This is a genomic window from Pseudomonas sp. BCA17 (genome assembly GCF_004519405.1).
Taxonomy (GTDB): Bacteria; Pseudomonadota; Gammaproteobacteria; order Pseudomonadales; family Pseudomonadaceae; genus Aquipseudomonas.
In genome coordinates this window covers 457,941-473,950 of sequence record NZ_SGWI01000005.1, presented here as the reverse complement: position 1 = coordinate 473,950, position 16,010 = coordinate 457,941, and the positions used below count along the sequence as shown (strand labels likewise).

The 16,010-nt window shown below is 58.3% G+C and carries 13 protein-coding genes, 4 tRNA genes and 1 riboswitch; of the genes, 3 read left to right on the top strand and 14 right to left on the bottom strand.

The genetic code is table 11. The features are described 5' to 3' along the window. Positions 1 to 242: 242 nt before the first annotated feature. Positions 243 to 319 (bottom strand) — tRNA-Arg (locus EXW71_RS20780). Between the two features lie 325 nt (positions 320 to 644). On the opposite strand from EXW71_RS20780, the gene EXW71_RS20775 reads away from it, so the two are divergent. Further along, positions 645 to 872, top strand: coding sequence for a hypothetical protein (locus EXW71_RS20775; protein WP_134661308.1), 228 nt, complete (start codon positions 645 to 647; stop codon positions 870 to 872). A gap of 549 nt (positions 873 to 1,421) precedes the next feature. Further along, positions 1,422 to 1,748 carry an Arc family DNA-binding protein gene (locus EXW71_RS20770; protein ID WP_003193592.1) on the top strand — a complete coding sequence of 109 codons (327 nt, stop codon included), beginning with the start codon at positions 1,422 to 1,424 and terminating at the stop codon, positions 1,746 to 1,748. Positions 1,749 to 1,856: 108 nt separating this feature from the next. On the opposite strand, the gene mgtE is transcribed toward EXW71_RS20770, so the two are convergent. The 8 genes from mgtE to ltaE all read right to left on the bottom strand — a co-directional run bounded on the left by mgtE (position 1,857) and on the right by ltaE (position 9,600). Beyond that, complete coding sequence (mgtE, locus tag EXW71_RS20765; RefSeq protein ID WP_134661307.1) at positions 1,857 to 3,299, bottom strand: magnesium transporter; 1,443 nt, start codon at positions 3,297 to 3,299, stop codon at positions 1,857 to 1,859. 340 nt (positions 3,300 to 3,639) lie between these two features. After that, positions 3,640 to 3,716 (bottom strand) — tRNA-Arg (locus EXW71_RS20760). A 72-nt stretch (positions 3,717 to 3,788) separates the two neighbouring features. Continuing rightward, positions 3,789 to 3,865: transfer RNA gene (locus EXW71_RS20755), tRNA-Arg, on the bottom strand. A 108-nt stretch (positions 3,866 to 3,973) separates the two neighbouring features. Continuing rightward, a tRNA-Ser gene (locus EXW71_RS20750) sits at positions 3,974 to 4,064 on the bottom strand. Positions 4,065 to 4,126: 62 nt separating this feature from the next. Next, entirely contained in the window at positions 4,127 to 4,315 is a 189-nt protein-coding gene (csrA, locus tag EXW71_RS20745; RefSeq protein ID WP_003175645.1) for a carbon storage regulator CsrA, read from the bottom strand. 176 nt (positions 4,316 to 4,491) lie between these two features. After that, positions 4,492 to 5,733, bottom strand: a complete 1,242-nt coding sequence (locus EXW71_RS20740) for an aspartate kinase (protein ID WP_016973712.1) — start codon at positions 5,731 to 5,733, stop codon at positions 4,492 to 4,494. Positions 5,734 to 5,830: 97 nt separating this feature from the next. Beyond that, positions 5,831 to 8,449: an alanine--tRNA ligase gene (gene alaS / locus EXW71_RS20735; RefSeq protein ID WP_134661306.1), complete on the bottom strand. Its 2,619-nt coding sequence runs from the start codon at positions 8,447 to 8,449 to the stop codon at positions 5,831 to 5,833. 146 nt (positions 8,450 to 8,595) lie between these two features. Continuing rightward, complete coding sequence (gene ltaE, locus EXW71_RS20730; protein WP_134661305.1) at positions 8,596 to 9,600, bottom strand: low-specificity L-threonine aldolase; 1,005 nt, start codon at positions 9,598 to 9,600, stop codon at positions 8,596 to 8,598. Between the two features lie 191 nt (positions 9,601 to 9,791). Then, positions 9,792 to 9,961: riboswitch (FMN riboswitch) on the top strand. 114 nt (positions 9,962 to 10,075) lie between these two features. On the opposite strand from ltaE, the gene EXW71_RS20725 reads away from it, so the two are divergent. Continuing rightward, on the top strand, positions 10,076 to 10,585 hold the full coding sequence (locus EXW71_RS20725) for a 6,7-dimethyl-8-ribityllumazine synthase (RefSeq protein WP_090369065.1): 510 nt from the start codon (positions 10,076 to 10,078) through the stop codon (positions 10,583 to 10,585). Positions 10,586 to 10,655: 70 nt separating this feature from the next. Here the strand turns inward: EXW71_RS20725 and astE are convergent, their stop codons facing one another. The 5 genes from astE to astA form a co-directional block, all read right to left on the bottom strand. Beyond that, positions 10,656 to 11,660, bottom strand: coding sequence for a succinylglutamate desuccinylase (astE, locus tag EXW71_RS20720; protein ID WP_123714310.1), 1,005 nt, complete (start codon positions 11,658 to 11,660; stop codon positions 10,656 to 10,658). Between the two features lie 11 nt (positions 11,661 to 11,671). Further along, positions 11,672 to 11,962, bottom strand: coding sequence for a hypothetical protein (locus tag EXW71_RS20715; protein ID WP_003214319.1), 291 nt, complete (start codon positions 11,960 to 11,962; stop codon positions 11,672 to 11,674). A gap of 23 nt (positions 11,963 to 11,985) precedes the next feature. Then, positions 11,986 to 13,332: an N-succinylarginine dihydrolase gene (gene astB / locus EXW71_RS20710; protein ID WP_134661304.1), complete on the bottom strand. Its 1,347-nt coding sequence runs from the start codon at positions 13,330 to 13,332 to the stop codon at positions 11,986 to 11,988. Positions 13,333 to 13,518: 186 nt separating this feature from the next. Beyond that, positions 13,519 to 14,988, bottom strand: a complete 1,470-nt coding sequence (astD, locus tag EXW71_RS20705; protein WP_167659663.1) for a succinylglutamate-semialdehyde dehydrogenase — start codon at positions 14,986 to 14,988, stop codon at positions 13,519 to 13,521. Continuing rightward, a complete protein-coding gene (gene astA / locus EXW71_RS20700; protein WP_123714307.1) occupies positions 14,985 to 16,010 on the bottom strand; it encodes an arginine N-succinyltransferase in 1,026 nt (341 codons plus the stop codon). Before astA ends, astD begins: the two co-directional genes overlap by 4 nt.

Sequence of the window (16,010 nt, the reverse complement as noted above, 5' to 3'; positions counted from 1 at the left end):
ACACCAGCAGAGGCGTCAAGCACTTAATTCGATAAAATGAATTTTTCTCCTACACGCCAAGCCTTCTATATAGAGAAGAGAAACAGCTTTCAGCAAACATGCTTCAACACGGCAAAGCATACAGCTGACTCATACCCCTGAAGGCAGCCGGAAACACTACAGTGCGAGCAAGACGAGAAAAGGAAAGCGAGGCTGTGCGTAACTCAGTGAAATATCTGAGACTGATACTTCAGCGTATAGGATGGTGTCCCAGGGCCGGTTCGAACGGCCAACCTTCCCCTTAGGAGGGGGATGCTCTATCCAATTGAGCTACTGGGACAAACGATCATCGTCAGGCTGAGCGCCTACCGACAGACGGCGTGCATGGTAACGGCCAGGACAAATTTTGTCATGTCGTCCTTAGGCTTTTTGAATGTAGGCCTTCCCTTGTACAACACAACATGACCTAACCCCGCGAATCAGGGCTGCAAATGAGATCATGCAAATTGCATTATCCAAAAAGCGCCTTCATTGCAGATTGCAACGAAATAGCCCTCATAAATAACTTAACTTATTGATTTTATTGAGGTAAATGACTGGCACGGCATCTGCAATATTTATCCTCAAAGGCCAGTCCTGCAAAACTACCAGCGGAGGAAATGACAATGAACAGCGCAGCCCTGTTAGTCCTGAACAGTATGGCATTGGCCGCACTGGTTTTTTTTCATGTCCAATCTACCAATGCCCAAGACACGGCGCAGATCAACCAATCGACCCCGCACCATCTTCAACAGCGCCCACAACTGGCCGTAATGACCGCCACCCCACCCGCTCTCACTCACACGGCTGAAGGCACTCAGGATACCGCCGCATCCCAACACTGGGTTTTCTAAGGTAGCAACACGCCCAAGCCAGCGTTATTTCTTTGCTTGATGCTTACTGCAGCCCTTCTCCGCCTACGACTCAGTCATAGGATGTACTGCCAGCGCCGCGTTTACCCGTCAGCCCACACCCGCCATTGAGCGTGAGCCATCGGATCAAATTCGACCCGAGACTGCACTGGCACACCCGCCTTACCTTACGTCGCCTGAAGCTAGCGAATAGACAAACTGCCACTAGTCTTAAGATTGAGGGCAAAATGCCATATTGCTATAGGATGTGCGCCCTCAACCCACGTGCGCACTGGGCTTGCGCGTTGATCAGAGACTCAGATCCCACGCGAAATTTTTTCCAACCAGTCCGCAGAAATGCAAATGAGTGCTGGCATAAAGCCTGTAGGCGGTTCAATATTTGTCACAGAATTGACGCCAAGTAAACGTCAAATCTGAGGCATGATGCGGCCTCTTTGCAATTCGGGTTGAACTTTGGTCGTGAGTCTTGTCTTAACACTCATCTTGCGGCCAATTCCAGAAACCGCTCCTCTGAACTAACCGGTTAAATATATGCGCCCATTGAAACAGGCAATTTATTCCAGCCGTACGGCTGACAAGTTCGTCGTACGTCTGCCAGACGGAATGCGGGAACGCATTGCCGAGGTGGCTCGCAATCATCACCGCAGCATGAACTCTGAAATCATCGCACGCCTGGAGCAGAGCCTTATTCAGGAAGGTGCACTGGGTGAAGAGTTGAGCATGCGCCTGGACAGCCCCGAGCTGTCACTGCACGAACGCGAACTGCTGCAGCGTTTTCGTCAGCTCTCCCACCGTCAGCAAAATGCTCTCGTCTCGCTCATCGCACATGACGTTGAGGCAGCCGCAGAAGCTAATTGATTCACCACTGAAAGCCGAAGCCAGCCAAGTGCTGGCTTTTTTTTGTGCGAAATTTGGGAAGGCAATACAGAACGATGGGAGCAGAATTGCTCCCACCTGGAAAAGAAGTCAGAGCAGGAAGATCGTTGCCAGGCCCAAGAAGATGAAGAAACCACCACTGTCGGTCATGGCAGTAATCATCACACTGGCTCCCATCGCCGGGTCGCGCCCCAAGCGCGCCAACGTCATAGGGATCAGCACGCCCATCAGCGCTGCCAGCAGCAAGTTGAGGGTCATGGCAGCCGTCATCACCACGCCGAGCGACCAACTGCCATAAAGCAGGTAGGCCACAATACCGATCACCCCGCCCCATACCACTCCGTTAATCAGCGCCACCGCCAGCTCCTTGCGCATAAGGCGCGAGGTATTACCGGTGTTCACCTGGTCAAGCGCCATAGCGCGCACAATCATGGTAATAGTCTGGTTGCCGGAGTTACCACCGATGCCCGCAACAATCGGCATCAACGCAGCCAGAGCCACCAGCTTCTCAATCGAACCCTCGAATAACCCAATCACTCGGGAAGCAATGAAAGCGGTAATCAGGTTGATGGCGAGCCATGCCCAACGGTTACGCAAGGAGCGCCAGACCGAAGCGAAAATATCTTCCTCCTCACGCAGACCCGCCATGTTGAGAACTTCGGTTTCACTTTCCTCACGAATCAGGTCAACCATTTCGTCGATAGTCAGACGGCCGATCAGCTTGCCGTTCTTGTCGACTACCGGAGCAGAGATCAAGTCGTAACGCTCAAATGCTTGAGCGGCATCATAGGCGTCTTCGTCGGGGTGAAAACTCACCGGATCGCTGGCCATTACATCGGCAACTTTCTTATCCGGGTCGTTGACCAGCAGGCGCTTGATCGGCAGCACGCCCTTGAGGATACCTTCGTAATCCACGACAAACAGCTTATCAGTATGGCCTGGCAGCTCTTTCAAACGACGCAGATAACGCAGTACCACTTCCAAGCTGACGTCTTCGCGGATGGTAACCATCTCGAAGTCCATCAAAGCGCCGACCTGGTCGTCGTCGTAAGACAACGCAGAACGAACGCGCTCACGCTGCTGACCGTCGAGCGCCTCCATCAGCTCATGGACAACATCACGTGGAAGCTCCGGGGCCAGGTCAGCCAGCTCGTCAGCATCCATCTCCCTGGCCGCAGCCAGGAGCTCGTGATCGTCCATATCGGCGATCAGGGTTTCACGGACCGAGTCGGACACTTCGAGGAGGATATCACCGTCGCGGTCGGCCTTGACCAACTGCCAGAGCGTCAGTCGATCATCCAGCGGCAAAGCTTCGAGGATATAAGCAACGTCGGCAGAGTGCAGGTCATCGAGCTTGCGTTGCAACTCGACGAGATTTTGCCTGTGGACCAGGTTTTCGACGCGGTCGTGATGCGGACCTTCCTGGCGATGCGTGAGGTCTTCGACCACGCGCTGGCGCTGCAGCAGCTCGATGACTTGAGCCAGGCGATCCTGCAGGCTTTCTTGTGTTTTCTTTACTTCTACTTCGGTCATAGGCGAACTCCACTCCCAGCAGCGGGGCACGCCGGAAGGATCAATCAGTCAATTCATGATTGGTAAAGCGGGGTACTGAGTAACTACTGGGTAAGTCCATGGAGGTATTCCACAAGCCCCGGCGGGGCTGACGGGCGCAATGATACACGCTGCGCGCGCTTTTAACGTTAAAAAACTGGAAAGAACAAGCGCTTGCAAGCCAAAGCTCAGATTGGCAGCACCTATGAACTGCGACGACGCAGCCCGAAAGGAAAACACATGAAGCAGGAGAAAAAGATAAAGAGCCCTGCACAAACGCCAGACGGCAAAAAGCCCGCACTAGGCGGGCTTTTTGTTTGTATGGTGCACTCGACAGGATTCGAACCTGTGACCGCTCGGTTCGTAGCCGAGTACTCTATCCAGCTGAGCTACGAGTGCAAATTGTGTTTTTATACCAGGTCACAACTGGTTGAAGCCGAGCCACCTGCATTGCTGCAACTGACTCTTAAATGGTGCACTCGACAGGATTCGAACCTGTGACCGCTCGGTTCGTAGCCGAGTACTCTATCCAGCTGAGCTACGAGTGCATTTGTTGCCGCGCATTATAGGCCGTTCAATCTCTATGTAAAGCTATTTTTTCGAGTATTTTCAACAACTTACCGAAAAAACCAGATTGCAACGTACTAAGCAAATAATGGCGGAGAACGGGGGATTCGAACCCCCGACACCCTTTTGAGGTGTACTCCCTTAGCAGGGGAGCGCCTTCGGCCACTCGGCCAGCTCTCCGCAACACGGGGCGTATATTAACCACGTTCATCCCCGTTTGCAAACATAAAAAACGATAAAAATTAAAGGCTTGGTTCTTCGTCCTTCTCTTTCTTGATCCGCAGGTAGATTTCCTCGCGGTGGACCGCCACCTCTTTCGGAGCATTAACCCCGATACGCACTTGATTGCCTTTGACGCCGAGCACGGTAACGGTGATTTCGCCATCACCGATAATCAGGCTTTCTGCGCAACGACGAGTCAGAATCAACATACCTTTCACCTCACGCATTTCAGTTCAGGAACAACAGTCTGCAAAAAAAAGGCCTTCGACCTACAACCCGATGGCCATAGCCCTACCGCCTAAGTATTGTCGAGCCCACGCAAAAGAACATGCGCCCTACAAAAAAATGAAAGGCGCGGTAAACCGCGCCTTCCTGGCATCACCTGTCACTCGCCCTGTCGGGCCGGAGCGTCCAGCTCAAAGGCGGTATGCAGCGCGCGTACAGCCAGTTCCAGGTACTTCTCTTCGATCACCACCGAGACCTTGATTTCCGAGGTGGAGATCATCTGGATGTTGATGCTTTCCTTGGCCAGGGCTTCGAACATCCGGCTGGCGACGCCGGCATGGGAACGCATGCCCACACCCACGATCGACACTTTGGCAATCTTGGTATCGCCGACCACTTCACGGGCGCCAATCTCGCTCGCGGTGTTCTGCAGGATACGCTCCGCCGCATCGTACTCGTTACGGTGCACGGTGAAGGTGAAGTCGGTGGTGTTATCGTGCGAAACGTTCTGCACGATCATGTCGACTTCAATGTTGGCGCTACTGATAGGGCCGAGGATCTTGAAGGCCACGCCCGGGGTATCCGGCACGCCACGGATCGTCAGCTTGGCTTCATCGCGATTAAAAGCGATGCCGGAAATGATCGGCTGTTCCATGGATTCCTCTTCATCAATAGTAATGAGGGTGCCCGGACCCTCTTTGAAGCTGTGCAATACGCGCAGCGGAACGTTGTACTTGCCGGCGAACTCTACCGCACGGATCTGCAACACCTTGGAACCGAGACTGGCCATTTCCAGCATCTCTTCAAAGGTGATCTTCTCCAGGCGCTGCGCCACCGACACCACACGCGGGTCAGTGGTATAGACACCATCCACATCGGTGTAGATCTGGCATTCATCAGCCTTGAGGGCCGCCGCCAGTGCCACGCCAGTGGTGTCCGAACCGCCACGCCCCAGGGTGGTGATATTGCCCTGCTCGTCCACACCCTGAAAGCCCGCTACAACTACCACGCGCCCAGCCTTCAGATCAGTACGGATTTTCTGATCATCAATTTGCAGAATGCGCGCCTTGGTATGTGCACTGTCCGTAAGGATGCGCACTTGGCTGCCAGTGTAGGACACCGCCGGCACGCCACGCTTGTTCAGCGCCATGGCCAGCAATGCAATAGTCACCTGCTCGCCGGTAGACACGATCACATCCAGCTCACGCGGCAGCGGCTGTTGATCACCGCTGATTGCCTTGGCCAGATCGATCAGGCGATTGGTCTCGCCGCTCATGGCCGACAGCACCACTACCAGGTCATCCCCGGCATCGCGGAATTTCTTAACCTTGTCGGCGACCTGCTCGATTCTTTCGACAGAGCCGACCGAGGTGCCTCCGAATTTCTGTACGATCAAAGCCATTTCTAAGCCGCCTCAGCCCGTAAAGGGGCGCCCAATAAACAAATTTTCCAGCACCTCAGCGAGCCCATGACCAGGCCACGGGCTCATTGACGGCGCCTTAAATACCGGCCTCGACAAACGGTACGGTCAGGGCCAGGGCCGCGTCCAGGCTGGCGGCATCGACACCACCGCCTTGCGCCATGTCCGGACGACCACCGCCCTTCCCGCCCACTGCCGCGGCGGCTTGTTTCATCAAATCACCGGCCTTGAGTTGGCCAGTCAGGTCTTTGGTTACACCAGCAACCAGAACGACCTTATCCTCATGGACACCGCCGAGCAGGATCACTGCGTGGCCGAGCTTGTTCTTCAACTGATCGACCAAGGCCAACAGCGCCTTGCCGTCCTGGCCGTCCAGACGCGCAGCCAGCACTTTCACACCCTTGACGTCCAACGCAGAAGCGGACAAATCGTCACCCGCCGCGCTGGCTGCCTTGGCTTGCAACTGCTCCAGCTGTTTCTCCAGCGCGCGGTTGCGCTCCAGGACGGCGGACAGTTTGTCGATCAGGTTGTCGCGGCTGCCCTTGACCAGGCTCGCCGCTTCCTTGAGTTGTTCTTCGGCCGCATTGAGGTAGGCCAGGGCCGCAGCACCGGTCACCGCCTCGATACGACGCACACCGGACGCCACACCGCCTTCACTGATGATTTTCAGCAGGCCGATATCGCCGGTACGGTTGGCGTGGATACCGCCGCACAGCTCCACCGAGAAGTCGCCGCCCATGCTCAGTACACGCACGCTGTCGCCGTACTTCTCGCCGAACAGAGCCATGGCGCCTTTGGCCTTGGCCGTGTCGATATCGGTTTCTTCAGTCTCGACCGGAGTGTTCTTGCGCACTTGCGCATTGACGATATCTTCCAGTGCCTTGATCTGCTCAGGCTTGATCGCTTCGAAGTGGCTGAAGTCGAAGCGCAGGCGCTGACTGTCGACCAACGAACCTTTCTGCTGAACGTGCTCGCCCAGCACCTGACGCAATGCCGCATGCAGCAAGTGAGTGGCCGAGTGGTTCAGTGCGGTAGCATGGCGCACGTCAGCATCGACCTGGGTATCGACCGGCGCACCGACCGTCAAGTTACCCAGCACCAGCACACCGTGATGCAGGAAGGCCCCGCCGGTCTTGGTGGTGTCGCGCACTTCAAAGCGACCCGATGTCGAACTCAGGAAACCACAGTCACCCACCTGCCCACCGGACTCGGCGTAGAACGGCGTCTGGTCCAGAACCACGACCGCTTCTTCGCCTTCATTCAACACGTCGACCGATTTGCCGTCTTTATAGATGGCGACGATCTTGGCCGAACCCACGGTAGCGCCGTAGCCGACGAACTCGGTCGGTACGTCCACCTTGACCAAGGTGTTGTAGTCCAGGCCAAAGGAGCTGGCGGAACGCGCGCGCACGCGCTGGGCTTCCATCTCGCGCTCGAAGCCGGCTTCATCGATGGTCAGCTCGCGCTCACGGGCGATGTCGGCGGTCAAGTCCATCGGGAAGCCATAGGTATCGTACAGTTTGAATACGACATCGCCCGGCACCACAGTACCTTTGAGCTCAGCCAGGTCCTGCTCCAGAATCTTCAGGCCATGCTCCAGGGTCTTGGAGAATTGTTCTTCCTCTGCCTTGAGCACGCGCTCGATGTTTTCCTGCTGCTGCTTCAGTTCCGGGAAGGCGTCGCCCATCTCGGCGACCAGCGCTGCCACAATCTTGTAGAAGAAGCTGCCGGTGGCGCCCAGCTTGTTACCGTGGCGGCAGGCACGCCGGATGATACGGCGCAGCACATAGCCACGGCCTTCGTTCGACGGCAGCACACCGTCGGCGATCAGGAAGCCGCAAGAGCGGATGTGGTCCGATACGACCTTGAGCGAAGATTGGTTTTCATTGGCGCAGCCAATCGCCGCAGCCGACGCGCTCAACAGATTGGTGAACAGGTCGATTTCATAGTTGGAGTGAACGTGCTGCATCACCGCACTGATCCGCTCCAGGCCCATGCCGGTATCCACCGACGGTGCCGGCAGCGGATGCAACACGCCATCGGCGGTGCGGTTGAACTGCATGAACACGTTGTTCCAGATCTCGATGTAACGGTCGCCATCCTCTTCCGGCGAGCCCGGCGGGCCGCCCCAGATGTCGGCGCCGTGATCATAGAAAATCTCGGTGCAAGGGCCGCACGGGCCAGTGTCGCCCATGGTCCAGAAGTTATCGGACGCATAAGGCGCGCCCTTGTTGTCGCCGATGCGGATCATGCGCTCGACGGGCACACCGACTTCTTTGGTCCAGATATCGTAGGCTTCGTCGTCTGTTGCGTAGACGGTAACCCAGAGCTTTTCCTTGGGCAGCTTCAACACACCGGTGAGGAAGGTCCAGGCGAAAGTGATCGCATCTTTCTTGAAATAGTCACCGAAGCTGAAGTTGCCCAACATTTCGAAGAATGTGTGGTGGCGAGCGGTGTAACCCACGTTTTCCAGGTCACTGTTCTTACCGCCGGCACGTACGCATTTCTGGCTGCTGGTGGCGCGGGTATAGGCGCGCTTCTCCTGGCCCAGGAAGCAGTCCTTGAACTGGTTCATCCCCGCGTTGGTGAACAGCAGGGTGGGGTCGTTGCCAGGGATCAAGGAGCTGGAGGCTACACGGGTGTGACCTTGCTCTTCGAAGAAGCGAAGGAAGGCTTCACGGATTTCTGCGCTTTTCATTAGGTTCTTCCACGGAGTCTGCGGCCAAAGGCCAGTGCGCAACATCATCAGACGGAGCGACGGCAAAGGGCCGCATTATATCGGCCCTTTGCCGGTGGTACAGCGTGTTTATGCGATAGAAACGCTCAATTAGACAGTCTGCACTGTCATTTTCGGGAAAACTCGACGAATGCCTGCACGACTTGCTCCAACTGCGCCCGGCTGACATCCAGATGAGTGACCATGCGCAGGCGCGGCGCGGCGACCAGCTTGATCCCACGTCCGGCGGCGAAGTCCTTCAGGGCCTGGGCCCGCCCGCTGATCTGCACGTAAACCATATTGGTCTGTACCGGCTCCACCTCATAGCCGGCTTTGCGCAGCTCATCGCCCAACCACAGGGCATTGGCGTGGTCGTCGGCCAGGCGCCGCACCTGATGATCCAGCGCATACAGCCCCGCCGCAGCCAGGGAACCCGCCTGACGCATACCGCCACCAACCATCTTGCGCAAACGCCGCGCCTTGGCGATCAACGCTGTTGAGCCGCACAACACCGAACCGATTGGCGCCCCCAGCCCCTTGGACAGGCATACCGAGACCGAATCGAAATGCTGGGCAATGTCCCGTGCATCCACACCCAGCTTGACCGCCGCGTTGTAGATCCGCGCCCCATCCAGATGCAAGGACAAACCATGCTCACGGGTGAACGCGCGCGCCTTCGCCAAGTATTCCAGCGGCAGAACCTTGCCCTGCATCGTGTTTTCCAGCGCCAGCAAGCGTGTGCGGGCGAAGTGGAAGTCGTCGGGTTTGATCGCCGCCAGTACGTGATCCAGATCCAGGGAGCCGTCCGCCTGCACCTCCAGCGGCTGCGGTTGGATCGAACCCAACACGGCCGCACCACCGCCTTCGTATTTGTAGGTGTGGGCCTGCTGACCAACGATGTATTCCTCACCGCGCTCACAATGAGCCATCAGTGCCAGCAAGTTGCTCATGGTGCCAGTAGGCACGAACAGTGCGTTGGCAAAGCCCAGGCGCCTGGCCAGCTCGGCTTCCAGGTGGTTGACGCTCGGGTCTTCGCCGTAGACGTCGTCACCACTGACCGCATTGGCCATCGCATCCAGCATGCCGGGGGTGGGTTGGGTCACGGTGTCGCTGCGCAGGTCGATCACGGACATGAAACTGGCCTCTGAGAGATTGGGTAAGTTCCCTTTGAAGACGATTACTGCGGGCAAAGCCGCGAGATATCAAGCCCTATGTGTATTCAAATGAATACCAACCAAACAAACCGATATAGCTTATCGATACAGCGGTCGTGCAGTTTTTGAAAAACCGTGTTAAAAACTCTCCGCCGCCAGGGTTCTGGCGGCAACGTTCTCAGGGCGGGGTGCAATTCCCCACCGGCGGTAATTGCGCGCAATGTGCATAGCCCGCGAGCGCTTGACGCCTCGAACTGCTAACGCAGGACGGCGACAAGGTCAGCAGACCCGGTGTGATCCCGGGGCCGACGGTCATAGTCCGGATGAAGAGAGAACGGGATTGGCACCTAAGGGCCGTCCGCTGATTTCATGCCTGCATGGACACAGCGTTGCGCACCCTTAAATCCCATTCGATTCATAAAGCCCTGTTTTTTTCTTAAACAGGAGTCAGAACATGCAACCCACCGCAATCGACAGCAAAAGCAAAAACCATCACGGCGAGCGTATCGCATTTATCCAAGCCTGCTGGCACAAGGATATTGTCGACCAGAGCCGTAAAGGTTTCCTTGCCGAAATCATCGCCCAGGGCTACCAGGAATCGGACATCGACTTCTTTGAAGTCGGCGGCGCCTTTGAAATGCCCCTGCACGCCAAGTTGCTGGCCAAGACCGGCCGTTATGCCGGTATCGTTGCCGCCGCGCTGGTGGTGGACGGCGGCATCTACCGTCACGAATTCGTCGCCCAATCCGTGGTCAGCGGCCTGATGCAAGTACAGCTGGAAACCGAAGTACCGGTGTTCTCGGTATCCCTGACCCCGCATCACTTCCATGCGGGCAGCGAACATCATGCATTCTTCCATGATCACTTTGTGCATAAAGGCCAGGAAGCTGCGCGCACGTGCGCCGACACCCTGCACAAGGTGCGTGCGATCCGTCGCAGCGAGCCGCGTGCGGTAGCAGTCTAAGCATCTGCGCAAAACCAACGTGGGAGGGGCGCTGCTCCTCCCGCATTGGGATCCTCGCAAGCCTTAAGCGCTATACCAGGCCCGCATCCGTGGTCGGCACAATCAATATCCCCGCTCGCAAGCCATTCTTCACCTTTGGATTGGGGAAGATGATGCGTGCACCCTCCTCCTCGATCACCCAACGGGTCTTGGCCACGTCTTCGGCCAACAGGTAGCCCTTTTCCAATTCCGAAAAGTTTTCCACGTCCGCCGGCAGGTGCAGCAGGAAGGCATCGCTGTGCTTGATCACTTCGCGCGCAACGGCGAACAGTTTGAGGCCGTCCAGGCTATCAGTCGTAGGCTCGGTGCCTTCAATGATGTGCTTGAGGCGTGTTTCCAGACGCGACACATCCACACCATCGTTCTGCCCGAACGGCCGCGCTTTGCCCAGCTCCAGGGTGAAGGCCTCGGCGTCCAATTGCTCATAGGTAAAAGCAGAGAAGGTAATCGAGGTCTTGTTCTGCATCAGCACCGCTTCCATGCCGGCCGCGCGCAGGCGCTCCAGCTCACGGCGCGAATGCTGGCGTCCTTCCTTCCAGGGGTACAAGGCAAATTGCTCGATCTTCGAACCCCGAATGGCCGTATGCAAATCGTAATGCAGGCGCGAACGGCCGGGCTGGCTGAAGAAGCTGCGGGCCAGTTGCTCAAGCTCGGCGGCACGCATGGCTTCAGGGCCGATATTTTTTTCATGACGGCCGTTGAACAGCCGGTTGATGTCCAGTTCGAGGTAACGCTCGCCGCGGCGCATGGCCTCGGGGTTGCCGAACAGGAACAGAATGCGGGTGCGGGGCTTGATCTCCCCACGGGCGATGCCATGCAACAGGCGGTCGAGCAGTTCGATCGGCGCGGTTTCGTTGCCATGGATGCCGGACGACAGCAGCAGGTCGCTGCCGTTGTCCTTCGCTTCAGGCGGGCGGACTTCAAGTGCGCCCTCGCTGAGCCAGCGCATCTGCACGCCGTCGACAGTCAGTTGAATTTTTTGCGCCGGTTCGCGACCGGCGAGGGTCAGTTCAAGCAATTTGCCGAGGGCGAGCATACGCAGCTTCCTTAGTGGTTGCAGCCTGGGCCGTGGACGTGATCGTCATCATCACCCTCAACGTCGGCCGGCTCCATTTCCAGTTGCAGGCTCATCAGGTTGGTGGCCAGTGGGCGCATCAGCAGGTTGGCGTACTCGGCGTCGCCTTCTTCCACATCTACACCGATCAGCAGTTGGCCACGGCCGTCGTGCTGGATCCAGATCTCCTTGCCCTGCCACACCACGGCAACGCGGGTGCAGGAGGTCTCCAGCTGAGTGCCGTCGGTGTCTTCAAGGATCAGTTTCAGGGTGTCGGTGGTCATAAATAACTCTCGGTCGTGCGGCGTTAATTGATCTGGAAAGGATAAACCGAGCCCAGTTTAAGGATTTGCGTCAGTTCATCCAGTGCCGTCCGGCACTCAAGCAGCAATTGCGGGTCAGCCAGGTCGGTTTCACGCAGGCTGTCGCGGTAGTGCCTGTCAACCCATTGGGTCAGCGTGTCGTACAGCGGCGCGGTCATGATAACGCCTGGATTCACCGCCGCCAGCTCCGTTTCATTCAAGGCGACGCGCAAGCGCAGGCACGCCGGGCCACCGCCGTTCTGCATGCTTTGCTTGAGGTCGAAGACTTTGACTTCGCGGATCAACCCACCGGACGTGATCAAGCCTTGCAGGTACTGCCAGACGCGTTCGTTGGCGCGGCATTCTTCCGGCACGATCAGCAGCATCGAGCCGTCGGCGCGGGTCAGCAATTGGCTGTTGAACAGGTAGGAGCGCACAGCATCCTCAACGCTGACCTGGGCACGCGGTACGCACACCGACTGGAAGTTGCCCCCCAGCTTGCCCAACTTGCCTTGCAACTCCGCCAGCATCTGTTCGGTATTGAGGAACGCGTCTTCGTGATAGAACAGCACCTCACCGTTGCCCACCGCGATCACATCGTTGTGGAACACACCGGCATCGATCACCGCCGGGTTCTGCTGGGCGTAGACCACACCCTCATCGCTCAGGCCGTGCAGGCGTGCAACGGCTTGGGACGCTTCGAGGGTCTGGCGCGCCGGGTACTTCTGCGGCGCCGGGTAACGGGTGTCGAACGCACTGCGGCCAAACACAAAAAACTCTACGCCAGCCTCGCCGTACGCACGGCAGAAACGCGTGTGGTTAGCCGCGCCCTCATCGCCGAACTGCGCCACCGCCGGCAATGCCGCGTGGTGGGCGAAGTGTTTCCCGTCTGCAAACATGGCCCCCAGCACGCGGCTGGTGGTCGGGTGCTCGATACTGCGGTGGTATTTGCAGTTGAGGTTGGCGGCGGTGAAATGCACGCGGCCATCCGCCGTGTCGGCGCTCGGGCTGACGGTAGCCGCGTTGGCCACCCACATGCTCGACGCAGAGCAGCTCGCCACCAACAGCGGCATGGCGTGCTTGGCCGCTTGCTGGATCACTTGCGCGTCGGTGCCGCTGAAGCCAAGGCTGCGCAGGGCCGCCACGTCGGGGCGTTCCTGTGGCGCGAGCACGCCTTGCACAAACCCCATGTCCATCAGGGCCTTCATTTTCTGCAGGCCCTGCAACGCCGCTTCCTTCGGGTTCGAAGACTGCTGGCTGTTACTCTGGGACGCGACGTTGCCGTAGGACAAACCGCCGTAGTTATGGGTCGGCCCCACTAGACCGTCAAAATTGACTTCATAGGATTTCATCGGCGAGGCTCCACGAACATCTGTTTTTATAGGCATCAGATTACTTGAATACACCACAAATCAACTGCGGGGCAGGCTTGTATGGCACGGGCTTGCTCGCGAAGACGGCGCGTTCGCCAATACATCCAGCGACTGAACCACCGCTTTCGTGAGCAAGCCCGCCTCCACAGGGGCCCGCTCCTGCATTTAGATCAGCGTAATGCCGGGGGTCAGCGTTGCGGGGACCACCAGGCTCGGGGTTTCCAGCGACGCCACCGGGTACGCGCAGTAATCCGCCGCGTAATACGCACTGGCGCGATGGTTGCCCGACGCCCCGACGCCACCAAACGGCGCGGTACTCGCAGCGCCGGTCAGCTGTTTGTTCCAGTTGACGATACCCGCGCGGCTTTCCAGCCAGAACTGCTGGTAACGCGCTTCGGAGTCCGACAGCAAGCCAGCGGCCAGGCCGTACTGGGTGTTGTTGGCCTCGGCAATCGCCTCGGCAAAATCGGCGTAGCGAATCACCTGCAACAGCGGGCCGAACAGTTCTTCATCCTCGCGTTCGGTCACGGCGGTCACGTCGATGATGCCCGGCGTCAGCAAGGCAGCCTGCTCCTGCGGCTGGGTCATTTCCAACAACGCCACGGCGCCATTGGCCAACATCAGTTCTTGGGCGTCCATCAACGCTTTGGCCGCGCCAAGGGAAATCACCGAGCCCATGAACGGTGCCGGTTGCTGGTCGAACGGGCCGACTTCAATGGTCGACGTGACCTCCACCAGGCGCGCCAGCAGCGCATCGCCCCAGGCACCTTCGGGCACCAGCAAGCGGCGGGCACACGTGCAGCGCTGACCGGCGGAGATAAACGCCGATTGGATAATGGTGTAGACCGCCGCATCCACATCGGCCACCTCGTCCACCACCAGCGGGTTATTGCCGCCCATCTCCAGCGCCAGGATCTTGTCCGGGTGCCCGGAAAATTGCTGGTGCAAGTGGTTGCCGGTACGGCTGGAACCGGTGAAGAACAAACCATCGATCCCCGGGTTGGCAGCCAAGGCGATACCCGTTTCCCGAGCGCCCTGCAGCAGGTTGAGCACGCCCGCCGGCAAACCGGCTTCAATCCAGCACTGCACGGTCAGCTCGGCGACTTTCGGGGTCAGCTCGCTGGGCTTGAACAGCACGGTATTACCCGCCAGCAAGGCCGGGACGATATGCCCGTTCGGCAAGTGGCCGGGGAAGTTGTAAGGGCCGAACACCGCCACCACGCCGTGTGGTTTGTGGCGCAACACAGCAGTGGCATCGCCCAGGGGGCCGCTCTTCTCGCCGGTACGTTCGCGGTAGCTTTGCACCGAAATCGCAATCTTGTTGGCCATGCTGGTGACTTCGGTAGCCGACTCCCACAGCGGTTTGCCGGTTTCTTCACCGATGCAGCGGGCAATTTCATCGGCACGCTTTTTCAGGGTCGCCGCGAAAGCTTCCAGCACGCTGATGCGCTCTTCCAGCGGGCGCTTGGCCCAGGCTGGAAATGCCTGGCGCGCAGCCTGCACCGCGGACTCTACCTGTTCGACGGTGGCGCCATTGCCGGCCCACAGTACGTGCTGGGTTACCGGGTTGCGCGACTCAAACAGTTCACCTCGGCCAGCGAGCCAGCTACCTGCGATATACAGCGAATTCATTATTTCGACTCCCGAGCAGCGGACAACGGTACGGCACGCACTTGATCACCCACCACCAATTGCAGGCGTTTGGCGGTCTGTGGATCGACCACCAGGGTGCCTGCCGCCAGCCTTGCCGGTGCGGCCGTAATGCGGCAATCCTCGCGTTTGCGGTTATGAATCAGGAAAGGCGTGGCGTCGTCCCCCGGCGTGCCGATGGCCAACACCAGTGACTGACTGTCACGCACAGCACGGATCTTGCTGGTTTCACACTCCACCGCCGGGCCGGCGTCGAAGATGTCGACGTAACCCTGGTAGCTGAAACCTTCGCTCTTGAGCATGCTCAGTGCCGGCTCGGTATCCGGGTGGACCTTGCCGATCACATTGCGCGCGTCTTCGGACAGGAAGCAGCTGTACAGCGGAAACTTCGGCATCAGCTCAGCAATAAACGCCTTGTTGCCCACGCCGGTAAGGTAGTCGGCCTGGCTGAACTCCATCTTGAAGAAATGACGGCCCAGACTCTCCCAGAACGGCGAACGCCCGGCTTCGTTGGACACGCCACGCATCTCGGCGATGATCTTGTTGCCAAACAGTTGCGGAAATTCCGCGATAAACAGCAGGCGGGCCTTGGCCAGCATGCGGCCGTTGAGGCCAGTGCGGTAATCGGCGTGCAGGAACAGCGAGCACAGCTCGGAATTACCGGTGAGGTCGTTGGCCAGGAACAGCGTTGGAATCTCGCGATAGATATTCAACTCCTGGGAGGCGCTGACGGTCAGGCCCACCCGAAAGTTGTACCAAGGCTCGCGCAGGCCGACGGCACCGGCGATGGCGGAAATGCCCACCACACGGCCTTCGTCGTTTTCCAGCACGAACAGGTAGTCGGCATCCCCGCGTCCGGCGTCGCCGCGAAAGGTTTTTTCCGCCCAGCCAACCCGATGGGTCAGGCGTTCTTCGTTGGCCGGCAAGGTGGTGAGCCCGGTGCCGGTGCTGCGTGCCAGATCAATCAGGGCCGGTAAATCGCTGCTGCGTACGGGACGAACGATCAT